Annotated in this window: 19 protein-coding genes; 7 read left to right on the top strand and 12 right to left on the bottom strand. The window is 63.0% G+C overall.

Annotation, left to right across the window (positions count from 1 at the left end; genetic code table 11):
- Positions 1 to 13 precede the first annotated feature (13 nt).
- Positions 14 to 1,666 (bottom strand): electron transfer flavoprotein-ubiquinone oxidoreductase, encoded by a 1,653-nt coding sequence (locus IWY39_RS02390; protein ID WP_107123967.1) that lies wholly within the window; start codon positions 1,664 to 1,666, stop codon positions 14 to 16.
- 129 nt (positions 1,667 to 1,795) lie between these two features.
- Between IWY39_RS02390 and IWY39_RS02385 the strand changes: the two genes are divergently transcribed.
- From IWY39_RS02385 to IWY39_RS02370, 4 genes are all read left to right on the top strand, one after another.
- Positions 1,796 to 2,521: a uracil-DNA glycosylase family protein gene (locus IWY39_RS02385; RefSeq protein ID WP_409994367.1), complete on the top strand. Its 726-nt coding sequence runs from the start codon at positions 1,796 to 1,798 to the stop codon at positions 2,519 to 2,521.
- A complete protein-coding gene (locus IWY39_RS02380) occupies positions 2,518 to 4,311 on the top strand; it encodes a lytic transglycosylase domain-containing protein (RefSeq protein ID WP_107123969.1) in 1,794 nt (597 codons plus the stop codon). The genes IWY39_RS02385 and IWY39_RS02380 overlap by 4 nt, the downstream gene beginning before the upstream one ends.
- A complete protein-coding gene (gene moaB, locus IWY39_RS02375) occupies positions 4,311 to 4,838 on the top strand; it encodes a molybdenum cofactor biosynthesis protein B (protein ID WP_107123970.1) in 528 nt (175 codons plus the stop codon). The genes IWY39_RS02380 and moaB overlap by 1 nt, the downstream gene beginning before the upstream one ends.
- A gap of 87 nt (positions 4,839 to 4,925) precedes the next feature.
- Positions 4,926 to 5,987, top strand: coding sequence for a PA0069 family radical SAM protein (locus tag IWY39_RS02370; RefSeq protein ID WP_107123971.1), 1,062 nt, complete (start codon positions 4,926 to 4,928; stop codon positions 5,985 to 5,987).
- 3 nt (positions 5,988 to 5,990) lie between these two features.
- Here IWY39_RS02370 and dnaE read toward each other — a convergent pair whose 3' ends face one another.
- From dnaE to IWY39_RS02355, 3 genes are all read right to left on the bottom strand, one after another.
- Positions 5,991 to 9,524, bottom strand: a complete 3,534-nt coding sequence (dnaE, locus tag IWY39_RS02365; protein WP_107123972.1) for a DNA polymerase III subunit alpha — start codon at positions 9,522 to 9,524, stop codon at positions 5,991 to 5,993.
- A gap of 75 nt (positions 9,525 to 9,599) precedes the next feature.
- The gene (locus IWY39_RS02360; protein WP_017184474.1) at positions 9,600 to 10,271 is read right to left on the bottom strand and encodes an ABC transporter ATP-binding protein; all 672 of its coding nucleotides are present in this window, start codon (positions 10,269 to 10,271) and stop codon (positions 9,600 to 9,602) included.
- Positions 10,264 to 11,514 (bottom strand): lipoprotein-releasing ABC transporter permease subunit, encoded by a 1,251-nt coding sequence (locus IWY39_RS02355; protein ID WP_017184475.1) that lies wholly within the window; start codon positions 11,512 to 11,514, stop codon positions 10,264 to 10,266. Before IWY39_RS02355 ends, IWY39_RS02360 begins: the two co-directional genes overlap by 8 nt.
- A gap of 522 nt (positions 11,515 to 12,036) precedes the next feature.
- Between IWY39_RS02355 and IWY39_RS02350 the strand changes: the two genes are divergently transcribed.
- Positions 12,037 to 12,510 (top strand): Hsp20 family protein, encoded by a 474-nt coding sequence (locus tag IWY39_RS02350; protein ID WP_019052074.1) that lies wholly within the window; start codon positions 12,037 to 12,039, stop codon positions 12,508 to 12,510.
- 41 nt (positions 12,511 to 12,551) lie between these two features.
- Here IWY39_RS02350 and IWY39_RS02345 read toward each other — a convergent pair whose 3' ends face one another.
- The 8 genes from IWY39_RS02345 to ccmC form a co-directional block, all read right to left on the bottom strand.
- The gene (locus IWY39_RS02345) at positions 12,552 to 14,483 is read right to left on the bottom strand and encodes a potassium transporter Kup (protein WP_017184477.1); all 1,932 of its coding nucleotides are present in this window, start codon (positions 14,481 to 14,483) and stop codon (positions 12,552 to 12,554) included.
- A 129-nt stretch (positions 14,484 to 14,612) separates the two neighbouring features.
- The gene (locus tag IWY39_RS02340; protein ID WP_107123974.1) at positions 14,613 to 15,254 is read right to left on the bottom strand and encodes a tetratricopeptide repeat protein; all 642 of its coding nucleotides are present in this window, start codon (positions 15,252 to 15,254) and stop codon (positions 14,613 to 14,615) included.
- A complete protein-coding gene (locus tag IWY39_RS02335) occupies positions 15,251 to 15,658 on the bottom strand; it encodes a cytochrome c-type biogenesis protein (protein WP_107123975.1) in 408 nt (135 codons plus the stop codon). The genes IWY39_RS02340 and IWY39_RS02335 overlap by 4 nt, the downstream gene beginning before the upstream one ends.
- The gene (locus tag IWY39_RS02330) at positions 15,655 to 16,182 is read right to left on the bottom strand and encodes a redoxin family protein (RefSeq protein WP_107124063.1); all 528 of its coding nucleotides are present in this window, start codon (positions 16,180 to 16,182) and stop codon (positions 15,655 to 15,657) included. Before IWY39_RS02330 ends, IWY39_RS02335 begins: the two co-directional genes overlap by 4 nt.
- Positions 16,179 to 18,104: a heme lyase CcmF/NrfE family subunit gene (locus IWY39_RS02325; protein ID WP_107123976.1), complete on the bottom strand. Its 1,926-nt coding sequence runs from the start codon at positions 18,102 to 18,104 to the stop codon at positions 16,179 to 16,181. The genes IWY39_RS02330 and IWY39_RS02325 overlap by 4 nt, the downstream gene beginning before the upstream one ends.
- 55 nt (positions 18,105 to 18,159) lie before the next feature.
- Positions 18,160 to 18,606: a cytochrome c maturation protein CcmE gene (gene ccmE / locus IWY39_RS02320; RefSeq protein ID WP_107123977.1), complete on the bottom strand. Its 447-nt coding sequence runs from the start codon at positions 18,604 to 18,606 to the stop codon at positions 18,160 to 18,162.
- Positions 18,603 to 18,734, bottom strand: a complete 132-nt coding sequence (locus IWY39_RS24285) for a hypothetical protein (RefSeq protein WP_261375996.1) — start codon at positions 18,732 to 18,734, stop codon at positions 18,603 to 18,605. Before IWY39_RS24285 ends, ccmE begins: the two co-directional genes overlap by 4 nt.
- Positions 18,735 to 18,738: 4 nt before the next feature.
- Entirely contained in the window at positions 18,739 to 19,467 is a 729-nt protein-coding gene (gene ccmC / locus IWY39_RS02315) for a heme ABC transporter permease CcmC (protein ID WP_107123978.1), read from the bottom strand.
- A gap of 184 nt (positions 19,468 to 19,651) precedes the next feature.
- Here ccmC and purF point away from each other — a divergent pair, with 184 nt between their 5' ends.
- Both purF and IWY39_RS02305 read left to right on the top strand, forming a co-directional pair.
- Positions 19,652 to 21,130, top strand: coding sequence for an amidophosphoribosyltransferase (purF, locus tag IWY39_RS02310; protein WP_019052066.1), 1,479 nt, complete (start codon positions 19,652 to 19,654; stop codon positions 21,128 to 21,130).
- A 76-nt stretch (positions 21,131 to 21,206) separates the two neighbouring features.
- The gene (locus IWY39_RS02305) at positions 21,207 to 21,920 is read left to right on the top strand and encodes an SDR family NAD(P)-dependent oxidoreductase (RefSeq protein WP_107123979.1); all 714 of its coding nucleotides are present in this window, start codon (positions 21,207 to 21,209) and stop codon (positions 21,918 to 21,920) included.

Raw genomic sequence — 21,920 nt, 5'->3', positions numbered from 1 at the left:
CGGGATCAGGCGCTTACATGTTGGGATAGTTTGGTCCTCCACCACCTTCGGGGACGACCCAGTTGATATTCTGGGTCGGGTCCTTGATGTCGCACGTCTTGCAATGCACGCAATTCTGCGCGTTGATCTGGAACCGGGGATTGCCCTCTTCCTCACCAACCACTTCATATACGCCTGCGGGACAATAACGCTGCGCCGGCTCGTCATAAAGGGGCAGATTGTAGCTGATGGGGATCGCTGGATCCTTCAGCTGCAAATGAACCGGCTGGTCCTCTTCATGATTGGTGTTGCTCAGGAACACCGAAGACAGGCGATCGAAGCTGATCACGCCATCGGGCTTGGGATAATCGATCTTGGCGCAGGCGTCCTTGGGCCAGATTTTCTCATTGTCCGGCTTATGCTTCATCGTGAAGGGCAGGCCGATCTTGAGCGTACGCATCCACATGTCGATGCCCGCCAGCATCGTGCCGATCGTGCCGCCGAATTTGCTCAGCAGCGGCTCGGCATTCTTGACCAGCTTCAGCTCGTCCGCGATCCAGCTGGACCGCAGCACATCCTCATAATCGGTCAGAACGTCGCTGCCGCGCTGGCTCTGCACGGCGGCAAAGGCCGCCTCGGCCGCCAACATGCCCGATTTCATCGCGGTATGCGTGCCCTTGATGCGCGGCACGTTCACAAAGCCCGCCGAACAGCCGATCAGCGCGCCGCCGGGGAATACCAGCTTGGGGACCGACTGCCAGCCGCCTTCGTTGATCGCCCGCGCGCCATAGGAAACGCGCCGTCCGCCTTCCAGATATTTGCGGATTTCCGGGTGCTGCTTCCAGCGCTGGAACTCCTCGAACGGGTAGAGGTGCGGGTTGCGGTAGCCCAGCCCGACCACGAAGCCCAACGCCACCTGGCCATTGGCCTGATGATAGAGGAAGCCACCACCATAGGCGTCGGTCAGGGGCCAGCCTTGCGAATGGATCACCAGGCCCGGCTGATGCATGGCGGGATCAATATCCCACAATTCCTTCATGCCGATGCCATAGACCTGCGGCTCGCATTCCGCGTCCAGCGCGAATTGCCGCTTCAATATCTTGGTCAGGTGCCCGCGCGCGCCTTCGGCAAAGAAGGTATATTTCGCGTGCAGCTCCAGGCCGGGCTGATAGTCGCCCTTATGATTGCCTTCCCGGTCAACACCCATGTCGCCTGTGGCCACGCCCTTTACGCTGCCATCCTCATTGTAGAGGATCTCGGCCGCGGCAAAGCCGGGGAAAATTTCGACGCCCAGACCCTCGGCCTGCTCCGCCAGCCAGCGGCACAGATTGCCCAACGACCCGGTATAGGTGCCCTTGTTGTGCATCCACCCTGGCGTCATGATGTGCGGCATCGCCATCTTGCCGGTCTTGGTCAGGAACCAGTGCTGATTGTCGGTGACCGGCGTTTCAGCAAGCGAACAGCCCATCTCGCGCCATTGCGGCAGCAATTCGTCCAGCGCCCTGGGGTCGATCACCGCGCCCGACAGGATATGGGCGCCGATTTCCGACCCCTTTTCCAGCACGCACACGCCCAGTTCCTGCCCCGCGTCATTGGCCAGTTGCTTCAGCCGGATCGCGGCTGAAAGCCCCGCCGGTCCCCCACCGACGATGACCACATCATAGGGCATCGATTCCCGTTCGCTCATAAACCCTCCATTGAGCCACCGGCGGGCTGCACCCCGTCCATCCGGTCGCCTTATTACTCCAACACTTTACCATTCAAGGCGATGAAGAATCTTGACCCCCTCGTCAACCTCTGGCCCAAGATGTTCTTGATGCGGGGTTTATTGCAGGATGAAGCGGCGGCAGCTAACGCCTATATGGCGTGGTGGACGCTCGCGGGCGTGGATGGCGCAGTCGGCGAATCGCCGGTTAACTGGCTGCGTCCCGTCACCGCGCCCGATGCGAAGGGCGCGATTCGCGCGGTTCCTGCGCCTCTTGAACAGAAACCCCAAAGCCTCGATTCGTTCCGTGATTGGCTGGCAAATGATCCGGCCCAGCCCGAACGACGCTGGCCCGGCGCGCCCATTTTGCCGACGGGGGACGAAGCCGCCCCGCTGATGGTCGTCACCGACTTGCCCGATCCGGCGGACATGGCGGCTGGGCAGTTGCTGGCCGATCGCGCGGGCATGTTGTTCGACGCGATGCTGCGCGCGATCGGGCTGGACCGCTCCGCCATCCATCTCGCCTCGCTCTTCACCGCCCGCCCGCCCGGCGGCATGGTGGAGGCGACCGATCTTGCCGCCGTGGCCGACAGGATGCGCGCCCATGTCGCCCTCGCCCGGCCCCGCCGCCTGCTGCTGCTGGGCGATCGGACGATCCGTGCGCTGCTTCCGACGGATGCCGCCGTGGCCCCGGATGGTTTACGCGACTTTAACCATGAAGGCGGCATTGTGCCTGCCATCGCCACATTTCATCCCCGCCTGCTGCTGACCCAGCCTGCGGCGAAAGCGCAATGTTGGCGCGCCCTGCAAAGCCTGATCGAGGAAGTTCACCCGTGATTCGTGCCGCGACCCAAATATCCAGCCTTGCCCTGATCGCGCTGGGCCTGGCTGCAACGCTGCCCGCCCGCGCCGAAACTGCCCCGATCTCGCCCGCGATCGCCGTCACGCCCGCCTCCCCGCTCCAGATTGGCGATGGTGCCAAAGCCAGCTACCGCGCCATCTTTACAGCGTTGCAGGCGCAGCAGTGGAACGAAGCCCGGACGCTGATCAACGCGCTCGATGCGCAGGACGCCGTCCGTCCGCTCGCCCTGTCCGAACTCTATCTGGCGAAGGGATCGCCACGGGTCGAACTGTTCGACCTGCTGGACCTCATCAACAAGGCGGCCTGGCTGCCCAAGGCCGAACAGCTTTCCCGCCTCGCCGAAAAGCGCGGTGCAACCATCCTGCCCGCCCTGCCACAGGTGCAGAAAATGGTGTGGCTGGGTTCCGCGCCCCGCCGCGAATATGTGGTGTCGACCAAGACGGATGCACTGGCGGTCGCGCTTTCCGGCCAGATACAGTCCTTCGTCAAGGTCGACGATCCGGCCGGGGCCGAAGCGCTGCTGACCACCGGCGAAGCGGGTCTGACGCCGGAAGGGCTGACGGAAGTGCGCCAGCGCGTCGCCTGGGCCTATTATATCGAAAATGACGATGCCAATGCCCGCCGCATGGCCGCCCGCGCGCTCGAAACCCGCACTGGGGGCGACTGGACGGTGCAGGCGCACTGGACCGCCGGCCTTGCCGCATGGCGTCAGAATGATTGCCGCGCCGCTGCCCCGGCCTTTGCCAATGTCGCGGCCTTCGCAACCAATGACGATATGCGCGCGGCCGGTGCCTATTGGGCGTCGCGCGCCTATATGGTCTGCGGCGAAGCGGAAAAGGTCGCGAACTATCTGAAGCTCGCCGCCCGGTCGGATGAAACCTTCTACGGCCTGCTGGCGCGCGAATCATTGGGGATGCCGCTGGGTGCCCCACCAGTCGCAACCCGCTTCGGTCAGGCCGAATGGCTGGCGCTGAAGGACAGCCCCAACGCCCGCGCGGCCATTGCGCTCGCCGCGATCGGCGACACCGCCCGCGCTGATGAATTGCTGCGCTTTCAGGCAAAGATTGGCGGCACTGGCCAATATGATGCGCTGCTCCGCCTCGCCAACGCGCTCAATCTGCCCGCGACCCAATTGTGGCTCGCCCATAATGGCCCGGCGGGCAAGCAACCGGCGAGCTTTGCCCGTTTCCCCGCGCCCGACTGGCGCCCCGATGGCGGCTGGCGCGTCGATCCCTCGCTGATTTACGCGCACACATTGCAGGAATCGGGCTTCCGGTCCGACGTCGTCAGCAGCGCTGGCGCGCGCGGCCTCATGCAGGTGCGCCCCGGTACGGGCAGCGACATGGGCCTTTCTTCCGCCGCGCAACTGTTCGTCCCTTCGACCAACATGGAATTTGGCCAGCGCTATCTGGAAGCATTGCGCGACATGAGCGCGACGGGCGGGCTGCTGCCCAAGGTCATGGCCGCCTATAATGCCGGGCCGCTGCCGGTGGAGCGCTGGAACTCGCAGGTCAATGACAAGGGCGATCCACTGCTGTTCATGGAATCGCTGCCCTATTATGAAACCCGCGCCTATGTGAACATCGTCATGCGCAACTATTGGATGTACCAGATCCAGGCCAAGGGTACCGCCGATTGCCTGACCGGGATGGCGCAGGGCATGTGGCCGACCTTCCCCAATGCCAAGGGCGTGAAACTTGTTCGCCTGAGCCATGCCGATGCCCGCACCCGTCCGGCCGCGTCGATGGGGGGCGGGTCCGACTGATGCCGATTGACGAAAGCCGGGACTTCATCCCCGTCCGCATTGCCGTGTTGACCATATCCGACACCCGCAGCGCGGCGGACGATCGCTCCGGCGACACGCTGGTCGAACGGCTGGAAGGCGCGGGGCATGTCTTGGCCGCCCGCTATATCGAGCGGGACGAAAAGTCCGCCATTGTTGCCAGACTTCACGCCTGGATCGATGATCCCGACATAGACGTCATCCTGACCACCGGCGGCACCGGTGTCACCGGGCGCGATGTCACGCCCGAAGCACTGGCCCAGGTGCAGGACAAGGAAATTCCGGGCTTTGGCGAACTGTTCCGCTGGCTCAGTTACCAGACGATCGGCACCTCCACGATCCAGTCCCGCGCCACCGCCTGCGTCGCGCGCGGCACCTATATTTTCGCGCTCCCCGGTTCGACCGGCGCGGTGCGCGATGCATGGGACGGCATATTGGTAACCCAACTGGACAGCCGCTTTCGCCCCTGCAACTTTGTCGAACTGATGCCCCGCCTGACAGAGCGCTGACCCGGACTTGCCATATGGTATATGGGCTGGCTTTACGAACTTCCGATTGACATTTTGTTCCTTTTATGTTCTCGTTCGGTCATGGGAATGGAGAAAGGAAGAGGCGCAACATTCAACACGGAAAGTGTACGTTTTTCCCTGCCCCAGCGCGAAGCCGATGGCGACTGGCTCGATGCGGTGGAGGATATAGACGGGCCCGTCACCCGGACCCGAACGCAGGTCACGGTCGAACATCCCCGCACGATCATCACCCGCAACAATTCGCCCGATATTGGCTTCGACCAGTCGATAAACGCCTATCGCGGCTGTGAGCATGGCTGCATCTATTGTTTCGCCCGCCCGACCCACGCCTATCATGACCTGTCGCCGGGACTGGATTTTGAAACCCGGCTATTCGCCAAGCCGGACGCAGCAGACTTGCTCCGCGCCGAACTGTCGAAGAAAAATTACACCGTCATGCCCATCGCTTTGGGCACCAATACCGATCCCTATCAGCCGATCGAAAAGGATTGGCGAATAACCCGATCGATCCTGGAATTGCTGGCGGAATGCCGCCACCCCATATTCATCACGACCAAGTCCGACCGCATCCTGCGCGATATCGATCTGCTCGTCGCCATGGCGCGCGACAGGCTCGTGTCGGTCGCCATATCGGTGACGACGCTCGACCCGGCGGTCGCCCGCACGCTCGAACCGCGCGCGCCCCATCCCCTGCGCCGGGTGGAGGCAATCCGGCAACTGGCGTACGCTGGCGTGCCGGTGTACGCCAGCCTATCGCCGATCATCCCGGCTATCACCGATCATGAGATCGAGACGATCGTCGCCCGCGTCGCCGCAGCGGGCGCGCGCGAAGTCACCTATATTCCCGTTCGCCTGCCCCATGAAGTCGCGCCTTTGTTCCGCGCCTGGCTCGACGCCCATTATCCCGATCGCGCGGCGCGGGTCATGACGATCATTCGCGAATTACGGGGCGGGCGGGACAATGACCCCAATTTCGGCAGCCGGATGCGGGGCCAAGGGGTCTGGGCCGACCTCATCCGCACCCGCTTCGTCAAGGCCCGCAAGCGCGCCGGGCTGGGGACGGAACGTCTGACCCTGCGCACCGACCTGTTCCGCCCGCCCGAAGGCGCGCAGATGCGGCTGCTGTGATGCTCAGCCGACCAGCCGCATTCCCGCCCGCCGGTTGCGGGTCCGGTAGCCGTCCTGGGTCGGCTCCATCCGCTCGAAGCGGTGGATCGTCAGATTGGGGATCACCGACATGGCGTCGACCTGATCTGCACCCAGCAGAAAATCATCGCCCAGAAACAGGCGCACCGCCTGCCCGTTTCCAGCCGATGTTCGCAGGAACAATTCGCTCCGCCCACCCCGGCTCTGCGCCATTAGCGCCGCCAAAGCCTCGACCGCTACCGGATCGGTCGTATCCACCACCAGTTCCATGCGCGACGCGCTAGCGATCAGCTTGAATGGCTCGATCTTGCGCACCGTTACACGCGGCGTTTCCTCTCCGGGCAAACGATCCAGTTCGACATACAACAGCGCGCAATCGCCATCGCGCGCCAGTTCCTCGATCGCCTTGCAGGCATCCTCCTCGAAACAGCTGGCCTGAAACTGCCCACTACTGTCGGAGAAGGTCGCATTGGCATAACGCGCCCCACGCTTGGTCTCGCGCCAGCGCACATCCTCGACCATTGCCGCCATGACGCCTGTGGCGCGCGCTTCCCCCGCCAATGGCTCGGCGCAGATAGCGCCATAGCTTTTGGCCCCGCGGGCATCGGCCAGATGGCGGAAACGATCGACAGGGTGGGCGGAAAAATAAAAGCCGAACGCCTCCTTCTCCTGCGCCATCCGATCAGCCACCGACCAGGCCTGATGCGGCGGTATGCGGACATCGGCATGGGGCGTTTCGACATCGCCGAACAGCCCGCCCTGTCCGCTTTCGCGCGCCTGCGCCGCGCTCGACGCGACGCTCAATATCGTTTCCGCCGCCGCATGGACCCCGGCCCGGTCGGCATGAATCGCGTCAAATGCCCCCGCCGCCGCCAGGCTTTCCAACTGTCGCCGGTTGAGCAATCGCGGTTCGATCCGATCGGCAATATCATCCAGGCTCTTGAACGGACCGCCAGCGTCGCGTTCCGCAACCAGCTGGTCCATCGCCTTTTCACCCACACCCTTCAGGCCACCCAGAGCATAGCGCACGGCATAGCCCAGCCGCGAGTCATCGCCCTCATACGCAATCGGCTCGACCGAAAAGTCCGCCTGACTGCGGTTGATGTCAGGCGGCAGACAGGTCAGCCCCATGCGCCGCATATCGTCCACGAATATGGTCAGCTTGTCGGTCAGATGAATATCGAACGCCATCGACCCGGCATAAAATTCCGCCGGATAATGGGCCTTCAGCCACGCCGTCTGATAGGCGAGCAAGGCATAGGCAGCAGCATGCGACTTGTTGAAGCCATAGCCCGCGAATTTGTCGATCAAGTCGAACAGTTCATTCGCCTTGGCCGGCTTGATGTCGCTGGCGGCGCAGCCCTCGACGAAGCGCGAACGCTGCGCGTCCATCTCCGCCTTCACCTTCTTGCCCATCGCGCGACGCAGCAAGTCTGCGTCGCCCAGACTGTAACCGGCCAATATCTGCGCGGCCTGCATCACCTGTTCCTGATAGACGAAGATGCCATAGGTCTCTTCGAGGATCGGTTTCAGCAGGATATGGGGATATTCAATCTCCTCCTGCCCATTCTTGCGGCGCCCGAACATGGGGATATTGTCCATCGGACCGGGCCGATAGAGCGACACGAGCGCGATGATGTCGCCGAAATTGGTCGGACGCACTGCGGCCAGCGTCTTGCGCATCCCTTCCGATTCCAGCTGGAACACGCCCACAGTGTCGCCGCGCTGGAGCAGATCATAAACGGCGCTGTCATCCCAGCTGAGCGTATCAAGCTCCACCGTAACGCCGCGCGCCGCCAGCAATTGCACCGCCTTTTGCAGCACCGACAGGGTCTTGAGGCCCAGAAAGTCGAACTTCACAAGGCCGGCCCCTTCGACATATTTCATGTCGAACTGGGTGACAGGCATGTCGGATCGGGGATCACGGTAGAGCGGCACCAACTGCTGCAACGGCCGGTCGCCGATCACCACGCCTGCGGCATGGGTGGAGCTATGGCGCGGAAAGCCCTCCAGCTTCATCGCATAGTCGATCAGCCGTTTGACCTGGCCATCATTGTCATATTCCGCGCGAAACTCCGCCACGCCGTTGAGCGAACGTTCCAGCGTCCAGGGGTCTGTCGGATGATTGGGCACCAGCTTGGCAAGCCGGTCGACCTGACCATAGCTCATCTGAAGCACGCGCCCGGTATCCTTGAGGACAGCGCGGGCCTTGAGCTTTCCGAAGGTGATGATCTGCGCGACATGATCGACGCCATATTTCTGCTGGACGTAGCGGATGACTTCACCGCGCCGCGTTTCGCAGAAATCGATGTCGAAGTCGGGCATCGACACACGTTCTGGGTTCAGGAAGCGTTCGAACAGCAGGCCAAGTTGCAGCGGATCGAGATCGGTGATCAGCAGCGCCCAGGCAACGACCGACCCTGCGCCCGAACCACGTCCCGGCCCCACCGGAATGTCATGATCCTTGGCCCATTTGATGAAGTCGGCAACGATCAGGAAGTAGCCGGGAAAGCCCATCTGGATGATGATGTCGGTTTCGAACTTCAGCCGGTCGAGATAGGGCTGACGTGCGGCATCATCGATGATGCCGAGCTTCGCAAGCCGGGCGTCAAGGCCAGCACTGGCCAGATCGCGCAGCATCCGCGCTTCGCCCTCGATATCACCGGCCAGGCTGGGCAGGATCGGCTTGCGCTTGGGCGCGGCGACAGCGCAGCGCTGGGCGATGACCAGCGTGTTGGCCAGCGCCTCAGGCAGATCGTCGAACAAGCGGCGCATTTCGGCGGCCGGTTTCATCCATGCGTCGGGCGAACTGGTCCGCCGGTCGGGCATGTCGACATAGGCGCTGTCGGCGATGCAGAGCATGACGTCGTGCGCGGCATGGAAATGCGGTTCGGTAAAGCAGGTCGGGTTGGTTGCTACCAGCGGCAGGTTGCGGTCATAAGCCAGATCCAGCAGGTCAGGCTCCGCCTTTCCCTCTATGGGATCGAGCCGACGACAGATTTCGATATAGAGACGGTCGGGAAAGAGTGTTCCCAGCCGCTCCGCATAGGCAAGTGCGGCTTCGGGCTGATCCTCTGCGAACAGGCGGGCCAGCGCGCCTTCGCCGCCCGCGGTCAGCGCGATCAGGCCGTCTGTCCGCCCCTCCAGCACGTCCATGTCGACATGCGGCACTTCCTCCAGCGGCCGGTCGAGATGTGCCATGGAGACCAGCGCGCACAGATTGTCATAGCCCGTCTCATCCTGCGCATAGAGCGCCAGCCAGTCATGGACCGGCGACGCATTGGCGGGGCGCCCCGGTCGCAAGACGCCCAGCATCGCGCCGATCAGCGGCTGGACGCCCTCACTCTTGCATGCGTCGGAAAAGGCCATCGAGCCATAAAGGCCGTTGCGATCCGTGATGGCGGCGGCGGGGAAGCCGAGCGCCCGCGCCTGCTTGGCGATCTTCTTGGGATCGATCGCCCCTTCCAGCATGGTGTAGGAAGAGAATATGCGAAGCGGAACGAAAGCGGCGTGGGGCATAGGGCACTCTATCCAGAAGGCCAGCTTGGTGACCAGCCCTGCGGAAGAAAAGTCTGTGGGTAAGATTGGGCTGCCTTACTGCAAGACCCCTTCGTGCAGCCGGACAACGCGATCCATCCGGGCGGCAAGCCGTTCATTATGGGTCGCGACCAAAGCTGCCGATCCCTCCTCACGCACCAGCCGCAGAAATTCAGCCAGAACGATGTCGGCGGTCCGCTCATCCAGATTGCCGGTCGGTTCGTCCGCCAGCACCAGCGCAGGCCGGTTGGCGAGCGCTCGGGCGACGGCGACGCGCTGTTGCTCGCCGCCTGACAATTGGCTGGGTCGGTGGTCCAGCCGATGGCCAAGGCCCAGCGACGTCAGCAAGGATTCCGCACGGGTGCGTGCGGCCTCCATCTCGGTATCGCGGATGACCTGGGGCAAGATGACATTTTCGGTCGCGTTGAAATCGGGCAACAGATGGTGGAACTGATAGACAAAGCCCAACGCGTCGCGGCGCAACCGGGTGCGGCCGTCATTATCGAGCTTTGCTGCTTCTTCGCCATCAATGCGGATCGACCCGTCAAAGCCGCCCTCCAGCAGGCCAACCGCCTGGAGCAAGGTGGATTTGCCAGAGCCCGATGGCCCCAACAGCGCGACAATCTCGCCCGGCCCCACGGTCAGGTCGACACCGCGCAGGACATGGATCGTCTCGCCACCCTGGGTAAAGCTGCGGGTTAGCCCTACGACTTTCAAAATGTCATTCATAGCGGAGAACCTGCACAGGATCGGTATTGGCGGCCTTAAAGGCCGGATAGAGCGTCGCGAGGAAGCTGAACAGCAAGGCCATGATACAGATCGTGGCGATCTCCACCGGATCGGCTTGCGAGGGCAATTCGGTCAGGAAGCGGATCGAGGGATCCCATAGATTTTGCCCTGTCACGAACTGAATCGCGTTGACGACATTCTGGCGGAAGAAAAGGAAGGTAAAGCCAAGGATCAGCCCCGCCACCATGCCCAGCGTGCCGATGGTGACGCCCACCGTCATGAATATTCGCACCAACCCAGCCCGGCTCGCGCCCATCGTGCGCAAAATCGCGATGTCGCGCGTCTTGGCGCGCACCAGCATGATCAGCGAGGACAAGATATTGAACACCGCGACCAGCACGATGATCGATAGCACGACGAACATCGCCACCCGCTCGACGGCCAGCGCCTCGAACAGCGATGCGTTCATCTGCCGCCAGTCGGTGATGACGGCGCGGCCTGCAACCTTACCTGCCAGCGGTTCCAATATCTGGCCGACCTTGTCGGGATTGACCGTTTCAACCTCGATCATGCCAACGACATCGCCCAGCAGGAGCAAGGTCTGCGCATCCTCCATCGGCATGACGATGAAGGCCTTGTCATAATCATAGATGCCGACCTCGAAAATGGCGGCGACCTGATAGGCGACCTGCCGCGGCACCGTGCCGAACGGGGTGGAGCGGCCCGCCGGGTTGATCACGGTCAGACTGTCGCCCAGCTGAATACCCATATTTTCGGCCAGGCGCGATCCGATGCCGATCTTGCCGCTATTGGGCGTCAGACTGTCCAGGCTGCCAGCGATCACCTTGCCCTTCAGCGTCTTGTTGGCGCGGATGTCGGCCACGGTCATGCCCCGCACCAAGACAGCTTCCGCCCGTCCGTTGAAGGTAGCCAGCAAGGGCTGTTCGATCATCGGTGTCGCGCTGGTGACGCCCGGTGTCGCCTTGGCTTCTGCCAGAACGGCTCGCCAGTCAGGCAGACGGCCGCCATAGCCTTGCACCACGGCATGGCCGTTGAGGCCGACAATCTTGTCGAACAGTTCGGCGCGAAAGCCGTTCATGACGCTCATGACGATGATGAGCGCAGCGACACCAAGCATGACGGCGACCAGGCTGATCCCGGCGACGAGGAAGATGAAGCCCTCCCCCTTCCCCGGCAACAGGTAGCGTTTGGCGATCATGCGTTCGTAACGGGATAGAATCATGTGGCGCGGTCGGCCTTTGCGAAGGAACAGGCTGATCGTCTAGGCATAGCATGGCACAACGGCAAGCATTGCCAGATTGTTGCATCACAGCCACAGGCATAGGCGCAAAATCACACGCAGCCGATTTTGCCCGTGACTCCGCCCCTCAGCAGTCATAGCAAGATAGCCGAAGCACAGGTAAAAGGCCGTGGTTCAGGGATACTGCATCCCGCTTCGAGCTTAGGGGGCTGAGAAGCGGTCGAGGCAGACCAAGGGGGAGACGAGCAATCGTCCATTAAGCGCCCGGATCGTGAAACCGCGATCCGGGCGCTTTTTTGTCTGCGCCAATTGTTGTTCCCTGACGATAGGACAAACTGTCCAACCCGGCACGCGCTGGCGCTCGAAATGCTGGCTGCAACATCCCCTTGAAAGCCGAAAAGCCCGAACCATATCAAGCGCGTCTGGCCGCCGCATGGGGCTAGGCATAGTATTGCCGAACGCCGGTTTCGGGTTCGGCAGGTTCATTTTGCTCTTTGGGAGATTATGACGATGCGTAACTTTGACCTGACCCCCTATCGCCGCTCGACCGTTGGGTTCGACCGCCTGTTCGACCTGATCGAAAATAATGCGCGTTTGAGCCAGGGCGACAATTATCCGCCCTTCAATATCGAACGGCTGTCGGAAGATCGCTATCGCGTGACGCTGGCCGTTGCAGGCTTCCGTCCTGAAGAGATCGACATCACCGCGCAGCAGAATCTGCTTCAGGTGGTCGGTCGCAAGGATGAAGGCTCACCGGCCGACCGGTCCAAATTCCTGCATGTCGGCATCGCCAATCGAAGCTTCGAGCGGCGGTTCGAACTGGCCGATTTCGTGCGCGTGGAAAAGGCGGACCTGGCCGATGGCCTGCTGGTGATCGACCTGTTGCGCGAAGTACCCGAAGCGATGAAGCCCAAGAAGATTGCCATCAATGGCGGTCAGCTTGTGGAAATCACCGCCAAGGATCGCGACGCGGCCTGATAGGCACGTCGGGGCGCAGCCTGATTGAGGCTGCGCCCTTTTTATATCTCGACCTGGCTGCCCAGTTCGACCACCCGATTGGTCGGAAGACGGAAAAATTCCATCGCACTTTCCGCGTTGCGCAGCATCCAGGCGAAGATTTTTTCCCGCCACAACGGCATGCCGGGCTTGGATGACGGCAGCAGCGTCTGTCGTGCCAGGAAGAAGCTGGTGTCCATCATCTTGAACGCCTGACCGCAGCCCGCGACATTTTTAAGCGCGGCGGGGACATCGGGTTCCTGCATGAAGCCATATTGCAGCACCATGCGGAAGAAGCCCCGGCCCAGATCCTCAAGCTTGCAGCGGCCGTCATCCTCCACGACCGGCACGTCGCGAATCTTGACGGTCAACAGGATCACGCGTTCGTGCAGCACCTTGTTATGCTTTAGATTATGCAGCAGCGCATGGGGCACGCCGTCGGGTGTCGACGTCATGAATACCGCCGTGCCGGGAACGCGGACCGCGCTGTTGGCGGCAGAGGCGACGAATACGGGGATCGGCATGGCCGCTTCGCGCAAGCGATCCTGCACCAGACGCCGACCGCGCGACCAGGTGGTCAGCAACGTGAAGATAATGAAGCCGATCAGTAGCGGGAACCAGCCGCCGTCCGGCACCTTGGTCAGGTTGGCGGCAAGATAGGCGCCATCGACGATGTAGAACACCGCCAGCACCGGCGCGGCATAATACCATTTCCATTGCCACAGGCGATAGAGCACCACTGTCAGCAGCACATTGTCGATGAACATCGCGCCTGTGACCGCGATGCCATAGGCCGCAGTCAGGTTGGACGATGTCTTGAAGGTCAGGACCAGCAGGATGACCATGACCATCAAGCCCCAATTGACGAGCGGGATGTAGATCTGGCCCGCGGTTGCGGCGCTGGTGTGGGCGATGCGCAGGCGGGGCATGAAGCCCAGCTGGATCGCCTGCTGCGTGACGGAGAACGCGCCCGAAATCACAGCCTGCGACGCGATGATCGCGGCCATGGTTGCCAGCACGATCAGCGGCAACTGTCCCCATTGCGGTGCGAGATTGTAGAAGGGGCTGTGCAGTGCGGCGGCGCCTTCGCGGAACAGCAGCGCGCCCTGCCCCATATAGTTGAGCATCAGGGCGGGCAGGACGAAAGCGAGCCAGGACACGCGGATCGGGTTGCGACCGAAATGCCCCATATCGGCATAGAGCGCTTCGGCCCCGGTCACCGCGAGAACGACCGATCCCAGTGCGAGGAAGGCGGGCAAAGGATCGGTAACGAAAAACATCACCGCCCAATAGGGATTGAAGGCGAACAGGATGCCGGGCGTCTTGATGATGGAGAGGATGCCAAGGCTTCCGATCGACACGAAGTAGAGCAGCATGATCGGGCCGAACAGCGCGGCGACCTTGTTGGTGCCAAGCCCCTGTATCCAGAACAGGCCAAGCAGAATCAGGATGACGACCGGCAGGACGGCGGGCGCCAGCGCAGGGTTGTAAACCGCAAGCCCTTCCACCGCCGAAAGCACCGACACGGCCGGGGTGATCATCGAGTCGCCATAGAAGAGAGCTGTCGCAAATACGCCCAGCAGCACAATGCCGCGCGACCAGCGCTGCGTCTTGGTCTGGCCGTTGATCAGCGCCAGCAGGGCCAGGCTGCCGCCTTCGCCCTTATTATCCGCGCGCATGATGATGCTGACATATTTCAGCGTCACCACCAGCATCATCGACCAGAACATCAGGCTGATGACGCCCAATATATGGTCGGGGTCGAGATCGAGATGGTGATGCCCGGCAAAGGTTTCGCGGAAAGCGTAGAGCGGGCTGGTGCCGATGTCACCGAACACGATGCCGATCGCGCCGACGACGAGTTTGACCGTCGCCTTTTGCCGGGAATGGCCATGGCCGCCGTCATGATCGTCCGCAGGGGACGATGGCGCGGTATTGGGAAGAAGATCAGCCACGAAGGAAAAGCCGAATTGTCATGCTCTGTTCGACACCTGTCCAAGGGCAATCAGGGAAATGCCGCCACCCCACAAACCGCCGCGCCCTATCACGGCTCCCAAGGCCGCGCAATGCGGCCCGAGGGGTGATCATGGGCTGACCGGCCCATTACCGGACAGCAGCGAGTCGATACGCGCGATATTGGCGTCCAGTTCCGTCCTGATCGCACTGCCCGGCGGCGTTGCTGCGGCGAGTGGCGCCCAAAGGTCGCGCGCGGCCTGCAACTGGCCATTGCGGGCAAGCGCGAGGCCGTAGAAATAGCGGGGCGCCAGCCCGTCCGGGTCGAGCGCAAGGGCGCGCCGATACGCAAAGTCCGCGCTCGGTGACACGACGCCATCGGCGTGGGCGACCAGTGCGTTGCCAAGGCCAAGCCATAGGTTGGGATCATTGGGCGTCTGGCGCAGCCCTGCAAGCAGGATATTGGCCGATTCCTTCGTCTTGCCCTGACGCCCCAGGCCATCGGACATGACCAGCCATTGCCCGGCGGGGCCATAACGTTCCGCCAGGCCGCGCCTTTGCTCAGCCAGCTTCTCGTCAAAGGGCGCGTCAATCTGTTTGACCGTTCGCGGCGCTCCGGCAAGGCCGGGATTGCCCTGCCAGGCATAGCCCGCCAGACCAAGCAACAGCGCGGCGGCCGTGATTTCGCGCGCTGATCGTGGGATGCGCCCTACCAGCAGCATGGCGATGAAGGCCAGGGCGGCCAGCCCGAAGGCCAGGAACCATCCGGTCATGCCCGTCCCTTTCGCTTGATTCGGCCACGCAGAAGGAGGAGGCCCAGTCCCAGCAAGACCAGCGGCGCGGCCCAGAGCGGCCAGAGGATCGGCGCGGCTGTGGGTTCATAGCTCACCCAATCGCCATAGCGGGTGATCAGCCAGGCGCGGATCGCTTCGGGCTGTTCGCCCGCCATGATGCGTTCGCGGATCTGGGACCGCATGTCGCCCGCCATACTGGCATTGCTGTCGGCGATCGACTGGCTCTGGCAGGTCAGGCAACGGATGGTCTCCATCAGCGCCTTGGCCTTGCGCTCCAGCGCCGGGTCGGCGATCTGCTGATTGGCGTAGGGCGCGGGCGGGAGCGCGGTCTGCGCGGCCAGCGGCGCGGCGATTAACGCGAAGAGCAAAATCAGATACTTCATTGCGCGCTCCTCAGCCGGTCGAGGATCATCGGCACATCGTCGGCGCGAATCTCGCCGATATGCTGATAGGCGATGCGGCCTTTGCCATCGATGACGAAGGTTTCGGGAACACCCGACGAACCCAGCGCGATCTGGACTTCGCTGCGCGCGTCCAGGCCGATGCGGGCATAGGGGTTGCCGTTGCGCTGGAGGAAAGCGTCGACATCGGCGCGGGCGTCGCGGATGGCGATGGCGTCGATCGGCACGCCTGCTGCCCGCAACGCTTCGAGTTGGGGCGCTTCGGCGGCGCAGGGGACACACCAGCTGGCGAAAATGTTGAGCAGGCGCGGCTGTCCGGCGGCAAGCTGGCTGCTCGCGAGCGGCGGGCGATCGCTGGCCGCGGCAGGCAGGTTGAAGGCCGGAAGCGGCTGACCCACGAGGCGGGAGTGGATGATGCGATCGTCAGGCTGGAACAGGCCGCTGGCGAACAGGGCGATGAAGCCCAGGAACAGGACGAGCGGGAGCCAGATGAGCCATTTCCTCATGCCGCCGCCCTCGCCCGCCATTTCATCAGCCAGCCGCGACGTTCCCGACCGAGCAGCGCCAGCGCGCCGCCCAGCGCTATCATGATGCCGCCAAGCCAGATCAGCGTGACAAAGGGCTTCCACCAGATGCGAAGCTGCCACCGGCCGCCTTCCACCTCTTCGCCCAGCACGACGTAAAGCTGGCCGTCCCAACGGGTGAGCAGCGCGGCTTCGCTGGTGGTGGTAGGCGGAGAGGCGAAGAAACGGGACTGGGGATGAATGGTGACCGGCGCACCGTTCCGGCTCACGTCCATATCGGCTTGCAGCGCGGTCCAGTTGTCGCCGGCAAGGGGCTGGATCTGAAGCAGGCGAATTTGCCAGCCAGCCGTTTCGATCGTGTCACCGGGACGGGCTGCGACCAGCTTTTCAACGGTGAACGCGGAATCGCTGGCCATGCCGCCCAGGCTGACGGCACAGCCCAGATGGGCAATGACCATGCCATAGGTGAAGAGCGGCGTACGGCGCAGATTGCGTTTCCACAAGGGCGCGAGGCTGGCGACGCCGACCGATCCGGCGACGACGAGGCCAAGGAAAGGCAGGATACCGATGCGGCCCCAGGCCAAAACCGACACCAAGCTGAACAATAGCAGTGCAATGCAAAACGGCGCCAGCAAACGTTTGCTAACAGCCTTTGCCTGGTCGCGCCGCCAGCGGACCAACGGGCCGACAGCCATCGCGATCATCAGCGCCAGTGCGATGGGGCCGGCGATCCGGTCGAAATAAGGCGCGCCGACTGAGACTTTGTGGCCAAACGCTTCTGTCATCAGCGGATAGAGGGTGCCGATCAGGACCAGCCCCAATATGACGGTCAGCAGCAGATTGTTGACGACCAGCAGGGTTTCGCGGCTGACCAGTTCAAAGGGCGCGCCTTCGCGGACAGCGCCGATGCGCCAGCCGAACAGGGCCAGCGCGCCACCGATATAAAGGGCAAGCAGGCCGAGGATGAAGCTGCCGCGTTCCGGGTCCACGGCGAAGGCATGGACACTGGTAAGGATGCCCGATCGTACGAGGAAGGTGCCGACCATCGACATGGAGAATGCGACGACAGCCAGCATCACTGTCCAGGCGCGCAGTGCGTCGCGTGTGGCCAGCACGGTCACGCTGTGCAGCAAGGCCGTCGCGGCCAGCCAGGGCATGAGCGAGGCGTTTTCGACCGGATCCCAGAACCACCACCCGCCCCAGCCCAGTTCATAATAGGCCCAATAGCTGCCCGCTGTGATGCCCAGTGTCAGCAATATCCACGCGCCCAGTACCCATGGCCGCATGGCGCGGGCAAAGGCGGCGTCGACCTGCCGCGTCAGCAGCGCGCCGATGGCGAAGGAAAAGGCGACGGAGAGGCCGACATAGCCCAGATAGAGCGTCGGGGGATGGAAGGCGAGGCCGGGGTCTTGCAGCAGGGGATTAAGCCCCTGCCCGTCCGCTGGCGCTGGCGAAATCCGGGCAAAGGGATTGGATGAGAAAAGCAGGAAGGCGTAAAAGCCAAGGCTGATCGCCGCCTGGCCGCCCAGCGTCGCCATATGGGTGTCGCGCCGCAACGCGCGTTCGAACAGGGCAACCGCCGCCCCCGCCACGCCCATGACCGTGACCCAGAGCAGCATCGAGCCTTCATGATTACCCCATGTCCCGGCAAATTTGTAGAGCCAGGGCTTGGCCGAATGGCTGTTGGTGGCGACAAGCAGCACCGACATATCCGAGCGCATGAACAGGGTGATCAGCAGGGCAAAGGCGATCGCGGTCAGGACACCCTGCGCCACGGCGGCAGGACGGACGGCTGCGAGCAGGTCAGGCTTGTCCCCCTTGAGGCCAACGAGGGCCAGGACAAGCTGGAGCAGGGCAAGCGACGCGGCTAGCCAGAGCGCGGCGAGACCGGTTTCGGCGATCATGCGGCCTGCCCCTTGATCATGGGCGTTCCGTCATGATCCGCGGTGTGACGCATTCTCACTTTTCCACCTGCAATTCATGGGTGGTTTCGTTGTAGCTCATGCCTTCCAGTTCGCGGGGCATATAGCGTTCGTCATGCTTGGCGAGCAGGTTGGTGGCGATGAAAGTGCCCTTGTCGTCGAACGACCCTTCGGCGACGACGCCGCTGCCTTCCTTGAACAGGTCTGGCGCGATGCCGCTGAACGTCGCGGGGACGGTGGCTTTGCCGTCCGTGACGTCGAAGGACATGGTGACGCCATCGGGCGCGCGTTTCAGGCTGCCTTTCACGACCATACCGCCCAGGCGAATCGCCTTGCCCGGTTCGACACCCTTGGCCTTCACATCGCCCGGTGCATAGAAATAGGCGGCTTCATCCTTAAGCGCGGATGCCGCCAGCAGGCCCGCGCCGACCAGCGCGACCAGCGCAACGAGGGCGAGGATGAGGCGTTGATGCTTTGCCTTCATGACCGGCCCGCCAGCGTTTCGGCCTGCGCCTCTGCGCGGTGCATCGCGCGCCAGCTCATCAGGCTGACCGCTGCCGTTCCCAGCAGGGTCACCGCATAGGCAGCGGCGACGAAGGTCCATTGGTGCATGGGGCTATCCTCTCGCAAGGCGCTGCATGCGCGCCTCGACCTTATTTTGTGCCAGTATCGCGCGCATCCGCATCAGCACGATTGCGCCGAACCACAGGGAAAAGCCCAGCACCGTCAGGCCCAGCGGCCACAGCAAGGCCATGTCGATGCTGGAGCCGCGCAGGGTGATGGACGGTCCCTGGTGCAGGCTGTTCCACCAGACGACGGAGCGGTTGATGATCGGGATGTTGATCGCGCCGACCAGCCCGAAGATGGCGGTCACGTTGCTGACACCGCCTTGCCCCGCCCCCTGGCGCGCGCTGGCGTTGGCCAGCGCAATATAGCCGAGGTATAGGAAAAGCAGGACCAGCATCGATGTCATGCGCCCATCCCATTCCCACCATGTTCCCCAGGTCGGACGGCCCCATATCGATCCGGTGGCAAGGCAGATGGCAGTGAACAGAGCACCCGGCGCGGCGATGGCACGCCCTGCCACGGCGGCCAACGGATGCCGCCAGACCAACTGCATCAGCGCCGCCACGGCGATGCCGGTCCAGCCGGCCATGCCCAGCCAGGCGGCGGGCACATGGATGTAGAGGATTCGCACCGTTTGCCCCTGAAGATAGTCGGCAGGCGTCACGAACAGGCCGCAGGCGCAGCCCGCCAGCAGCAGGGCAAGGCCGGTCCAGAACAGCCAGCCGGTGAGCGGACGGGCGATCTTTAGGAAGCGGGCAGGATTGGCGAAACGATGCATCAGGGCTGCGTCTTTAGCCGTGCGGGGACGGCATGGCCAGTAGGGCATTTTGCCGATAGCGGGACGGAAAATCCCCGTAAAGGAACGGCCCGGCACGCTTTTTTGTTACAGGAGGGCGACAAAGCGGACGAGAGTGACTATATGCGCGCCAAAGCCCGGCCCCCGCGGTCGGGCAGGAACGGCTATGGACCCGCTCACACCCATGATCACGACCAACCCTTTCGACGACGACAAGTTGCGCGAAGAATGCGGCATTTTCGGCGTTTCTGGCGCTGACACGGCCTCTGCTATCGTCGCGCTCGGCCTCCATGCGCTTCAGCATCGGGGGCAGGAAGCCGCCGGCATCACCAGCTGGGACGGGCATGATTTCCATACCCACAGGGCCATGGGCCATGTCGCGGGCAATTTCGACCGGGACGAGGTGATTCGCGGCCTGCCGGGCGGTTCGGCGTGCGGCCATGTGCGCTATTCGACCACTGGCGAAACATCGCTGCGCAACGTCCAGCCGCTCTATGCGGAACTGAACTCCGGCGGATTCGCGGTTGCCCATAATGGCAATATCTCGAACGCCATGAAGGTGCGGCGCGAGCTGATTCGGCGCGGTTCGATCTTTCAGTCGACGTCCGACACCGAAGTCATCATCCATCTGGTCGCGACGTCCAGCTATCGCACCCTGCTCGACAAGTTCATCGATGCGCTGAAGCAGGTCGAGGGCGCCTATTCGCTGATCGTCATGACGCCTGAAGGCATGATCGCCTGCCGCGATCCGCTGGGCATCCGGCCGCTGGTCATGGGGAAGCTGGGCGACACCATCATGTTCGCGTCCGAAACCGTGGCGTTCGATGTGGTGGGCGCTGAATATATCCGCTCGATCGATCCGGGCGAACTGGTGATCGTCACCAATTCGGGCGAGATACGATCGCACCGCCCCTTTGGCGAAGTGCATCCACGTCCCTGCATTTTCGAGCATGTCTATTTCAGCCGACCCGATTCGATCGTCGATGGCTCCAGCGTCTATTCGGTCCGCAAGGCGATCGGCGCGCAGCTGGCGATCGAAAACCCGGTCGAGGCGGATTATGTCATCCCCGTGCCCGACAGCGGCGTTCCCGCCGCCATCGGCTATGCGCAGGAATCGGGCATACCGTTCGAACTGGGCATCATCCGGTCCCACTATATCGGCCGCACCTTCATCCAGCCGGGCGACAAGGTCCGCCATCTGGGCGTGAAGCTGAAGCACAACGCCAACCGGGCGCTGATCGAGGGCAAGAAGATCGTCCTGATCGACGATTCGATCGTGCGCGGGACGACATCGCTCAAGATCGTGCAGATGATGCGCGAGGCAGGCGCGGCCGAGGTGCATATGCGGATTGCCTCTCCGCCGACCAAGCATAGCTGCTTCTACGGCGTGGACACGCCCGAACGCACCAAGTTGCTGGCGCACAAGCTCGACGTGGGCGGGATGCAGGATTTCATCCATGCCGACAGCCTGTCCTTCATCTCGATCGATGGCCTGTACAAGGCGCTGGGCGAAGCCAAACGCGCGGACGGGCGGCCGCAATATTGCGATGCCTGCTTCACTGGCGACTATCCCACGACCCTGACCGATCAGGATGATGTGGTGGTCACCAACCAGCTGGAATTGCTGGCCGAACGGGTCGCCTGAACGCTCGGTCGGGCGAACCTGTAATCTATTGCCGCATGTAAAAGGAATTCCGGCGTTCGCTGGAATATGGGGACATATGACTGATACGCTTCCTCTTTCTGGCAAGCTGGCGCTTGTGACCGGGGCCAGTCGTGGCATCGGCGCAGCGACGGCCAAGGCGCTGGCGGCGGCGGGCGCGCATGTCGTGCTGACCGCGCGGACCACCGGGGGGCTGGAAGAGGTGGAGGATGCGATCCACAAGGTAGGCGGCCACGCGACGATCGCGCCGTTGGACCTGATCGACGGGGAAAGCATCGGGCGGTTGGCGCAGGCGATTGCCGGGCGTTGGGACGCGCTGGACATATTGGTACTGAACGCAGCGACGCTGGGATCGCTGGCCGCAGTGCCTGCGATCGACGCCAAGGAATTTGCGCGACTGCTGACGCTCAATATTGCCGCGCCGCAAGCATTGATCGCGGCGTTCGACCGGATGTTGCGGGCGAGCAAGGATGCGCGGGTGGTGGCGCTGACATCATCGGTTGCAAAGCCCCGTGCCTATTGGGGCGCCTATGGCGCGTCCAAGGCTGCGCTGGAGACGCTGGTAGGAGCCTATGGCGAGGAGATGAAGAATATCTCCGCCATCCGCACGCATATCGTCGATCCGGCCGCGACCCGCACGGCGATGCGCGCGCGGGCCTTTCCCGGTGAAGATCCTGCGACGGTCAAGGAACCGGAAGTGGCGGCTGACGCTATCGTCGATCTGGTGGTGGCGGACACGCCGACCGGGCATCGGGTGCGGATCGAGCGCTGA

The sequence above is a fragment of the Sphingobium sp. JAI105 genome, from assembly GCF_015752145.1.
GTDB classification, from domain to species: domain Bacteria; phylum Pseudomonadota; class Alphaproteobacteria; order Sphingomonadales; family Sphingomonadaceae; genus Sphingobium; species Sphingobium xenophagum.
Note: the sequence above shows the minus strand (reverse complement) of the source record. Positions and strands in the feature narration are given on the sequence as shown.

Bases quoted from the DNA above. Each gene is read 5' to 3' on its own strand.
- dnaE (WP_107123972.1), bottom strand. From the start codon at position 9,524: ATGCCCCACGCCGCTTTCGTTCCGCTTCGCATATTCTCTTCCTACACC.
- IWY39_RS02350 (WP_019052074.1), top strand. From the start codon at position 12,037: ATGACGATGCGTAACTTTGACCTGACCCCCTATCGCCGCTCGACCGTT.
- IWY39_RS02340 (WP_107123974.1), bottom strand. From the start codon at position 15,254: ATGACCGGATGGTTCCTGGCCTTCGGGCTGGCCGCCCTGGCCTTCATC.
- IWY39_RS02335 (WP_107123975.1), bottom strand. From the start codon at position 15,658: ATGAAGTATCTGATTTTGCTCTTCGCGTTAATCGCCGCGCCGCTGGCC.
- IWY39_RS02385 (WP_409994367.1), top strand. From the start codon at position 1,796: ATGCGGGGTTTATTGCAGGATGAAGCGGCGGCAGCTAACGCCTATATG.
- IWY39_RS02355 (WP_017184475.1), bottom strand. From the start codon at position 11,514: ATGATTCTATCCCGTTACGAACGCATGATCGCCAAACGCTACCTGTTG.
- ccmC (WP_107123978.1), bottom strand. From the start codon at position 19,467: ATGCATCGTTTCGCCAATCCTGCCCGCTTCCTAAAGATCGCCCGTCCG.
- IWY39_RS02330 (WP_107124063.1), bottom strand. From the start codon at position 16,182: ATGAGGAAATGGCTCATCTGGCTCCCGCTCGTCCTGTTCCTGGGCTTC.
- IWY39_RS02325 (WP_107123976.1), bottom strand. From the start codon at position 18,104: ATGATCGCCGAAACCGGTCTCGCCGCGCTCTGGCTAGCCGCGTCGCTT.
- IWY39_RS02360 (WP_017184474.1), bottom strand. From the start codon at position 10,271: ATGAATGACATTTTGAAAGTCGTAGGGCTAACCCGCAGCTTTACCCAG.
- purF (WP_019052066.1), top strand. From the start codon at position 19,652: ATGGACCCGCTCACACCCATGATCACGACCAACCCTTTCGACGACGAC.
- IWY39_RS02305 (WP_107123979.1), top strand. From the start codon at position 21,207: ATGACTGATACGCTTCCTCTTTCTGGCAAGCTGGCGCTTGTGACCGGG.
- IWY39_RS24285 (WP_261375996.1), bottom strand. From the start codon at position 18,734: ATGCACCAATGGACCTTCGTCGCCGCTGCCTATGCGGTGACCCTGCTG.
- IWY39_RS02370 (WP_107123971.1), top strand. From the start codon at position 4,926: ATGGAGAAAGGAAGAGGCGCAACATTCAACACGGAAAGTGTACGTTTT.
- moaB (WP_107123970.1), top strand. From the start codon at position 4,311: ATGCCGATTGACGAAAGCCGGGACTTCATCCCCGTCCGCATTGCCGTG.
- IWY39_RS02390 (WP_107123967.1), bottom strand. From the start codon at position 1,666: ATGAGCGAACGGGAATCGATGCCCTATGATGTGGTCATCGTCGGTGGG.
- ccmE (WP_107123977.1), bottom strand. From the start codon at position 18,606: ATGAAGGCAAAGCATCAACGCCTCATCCTCGCCCTCGTTGCGCTGGTC.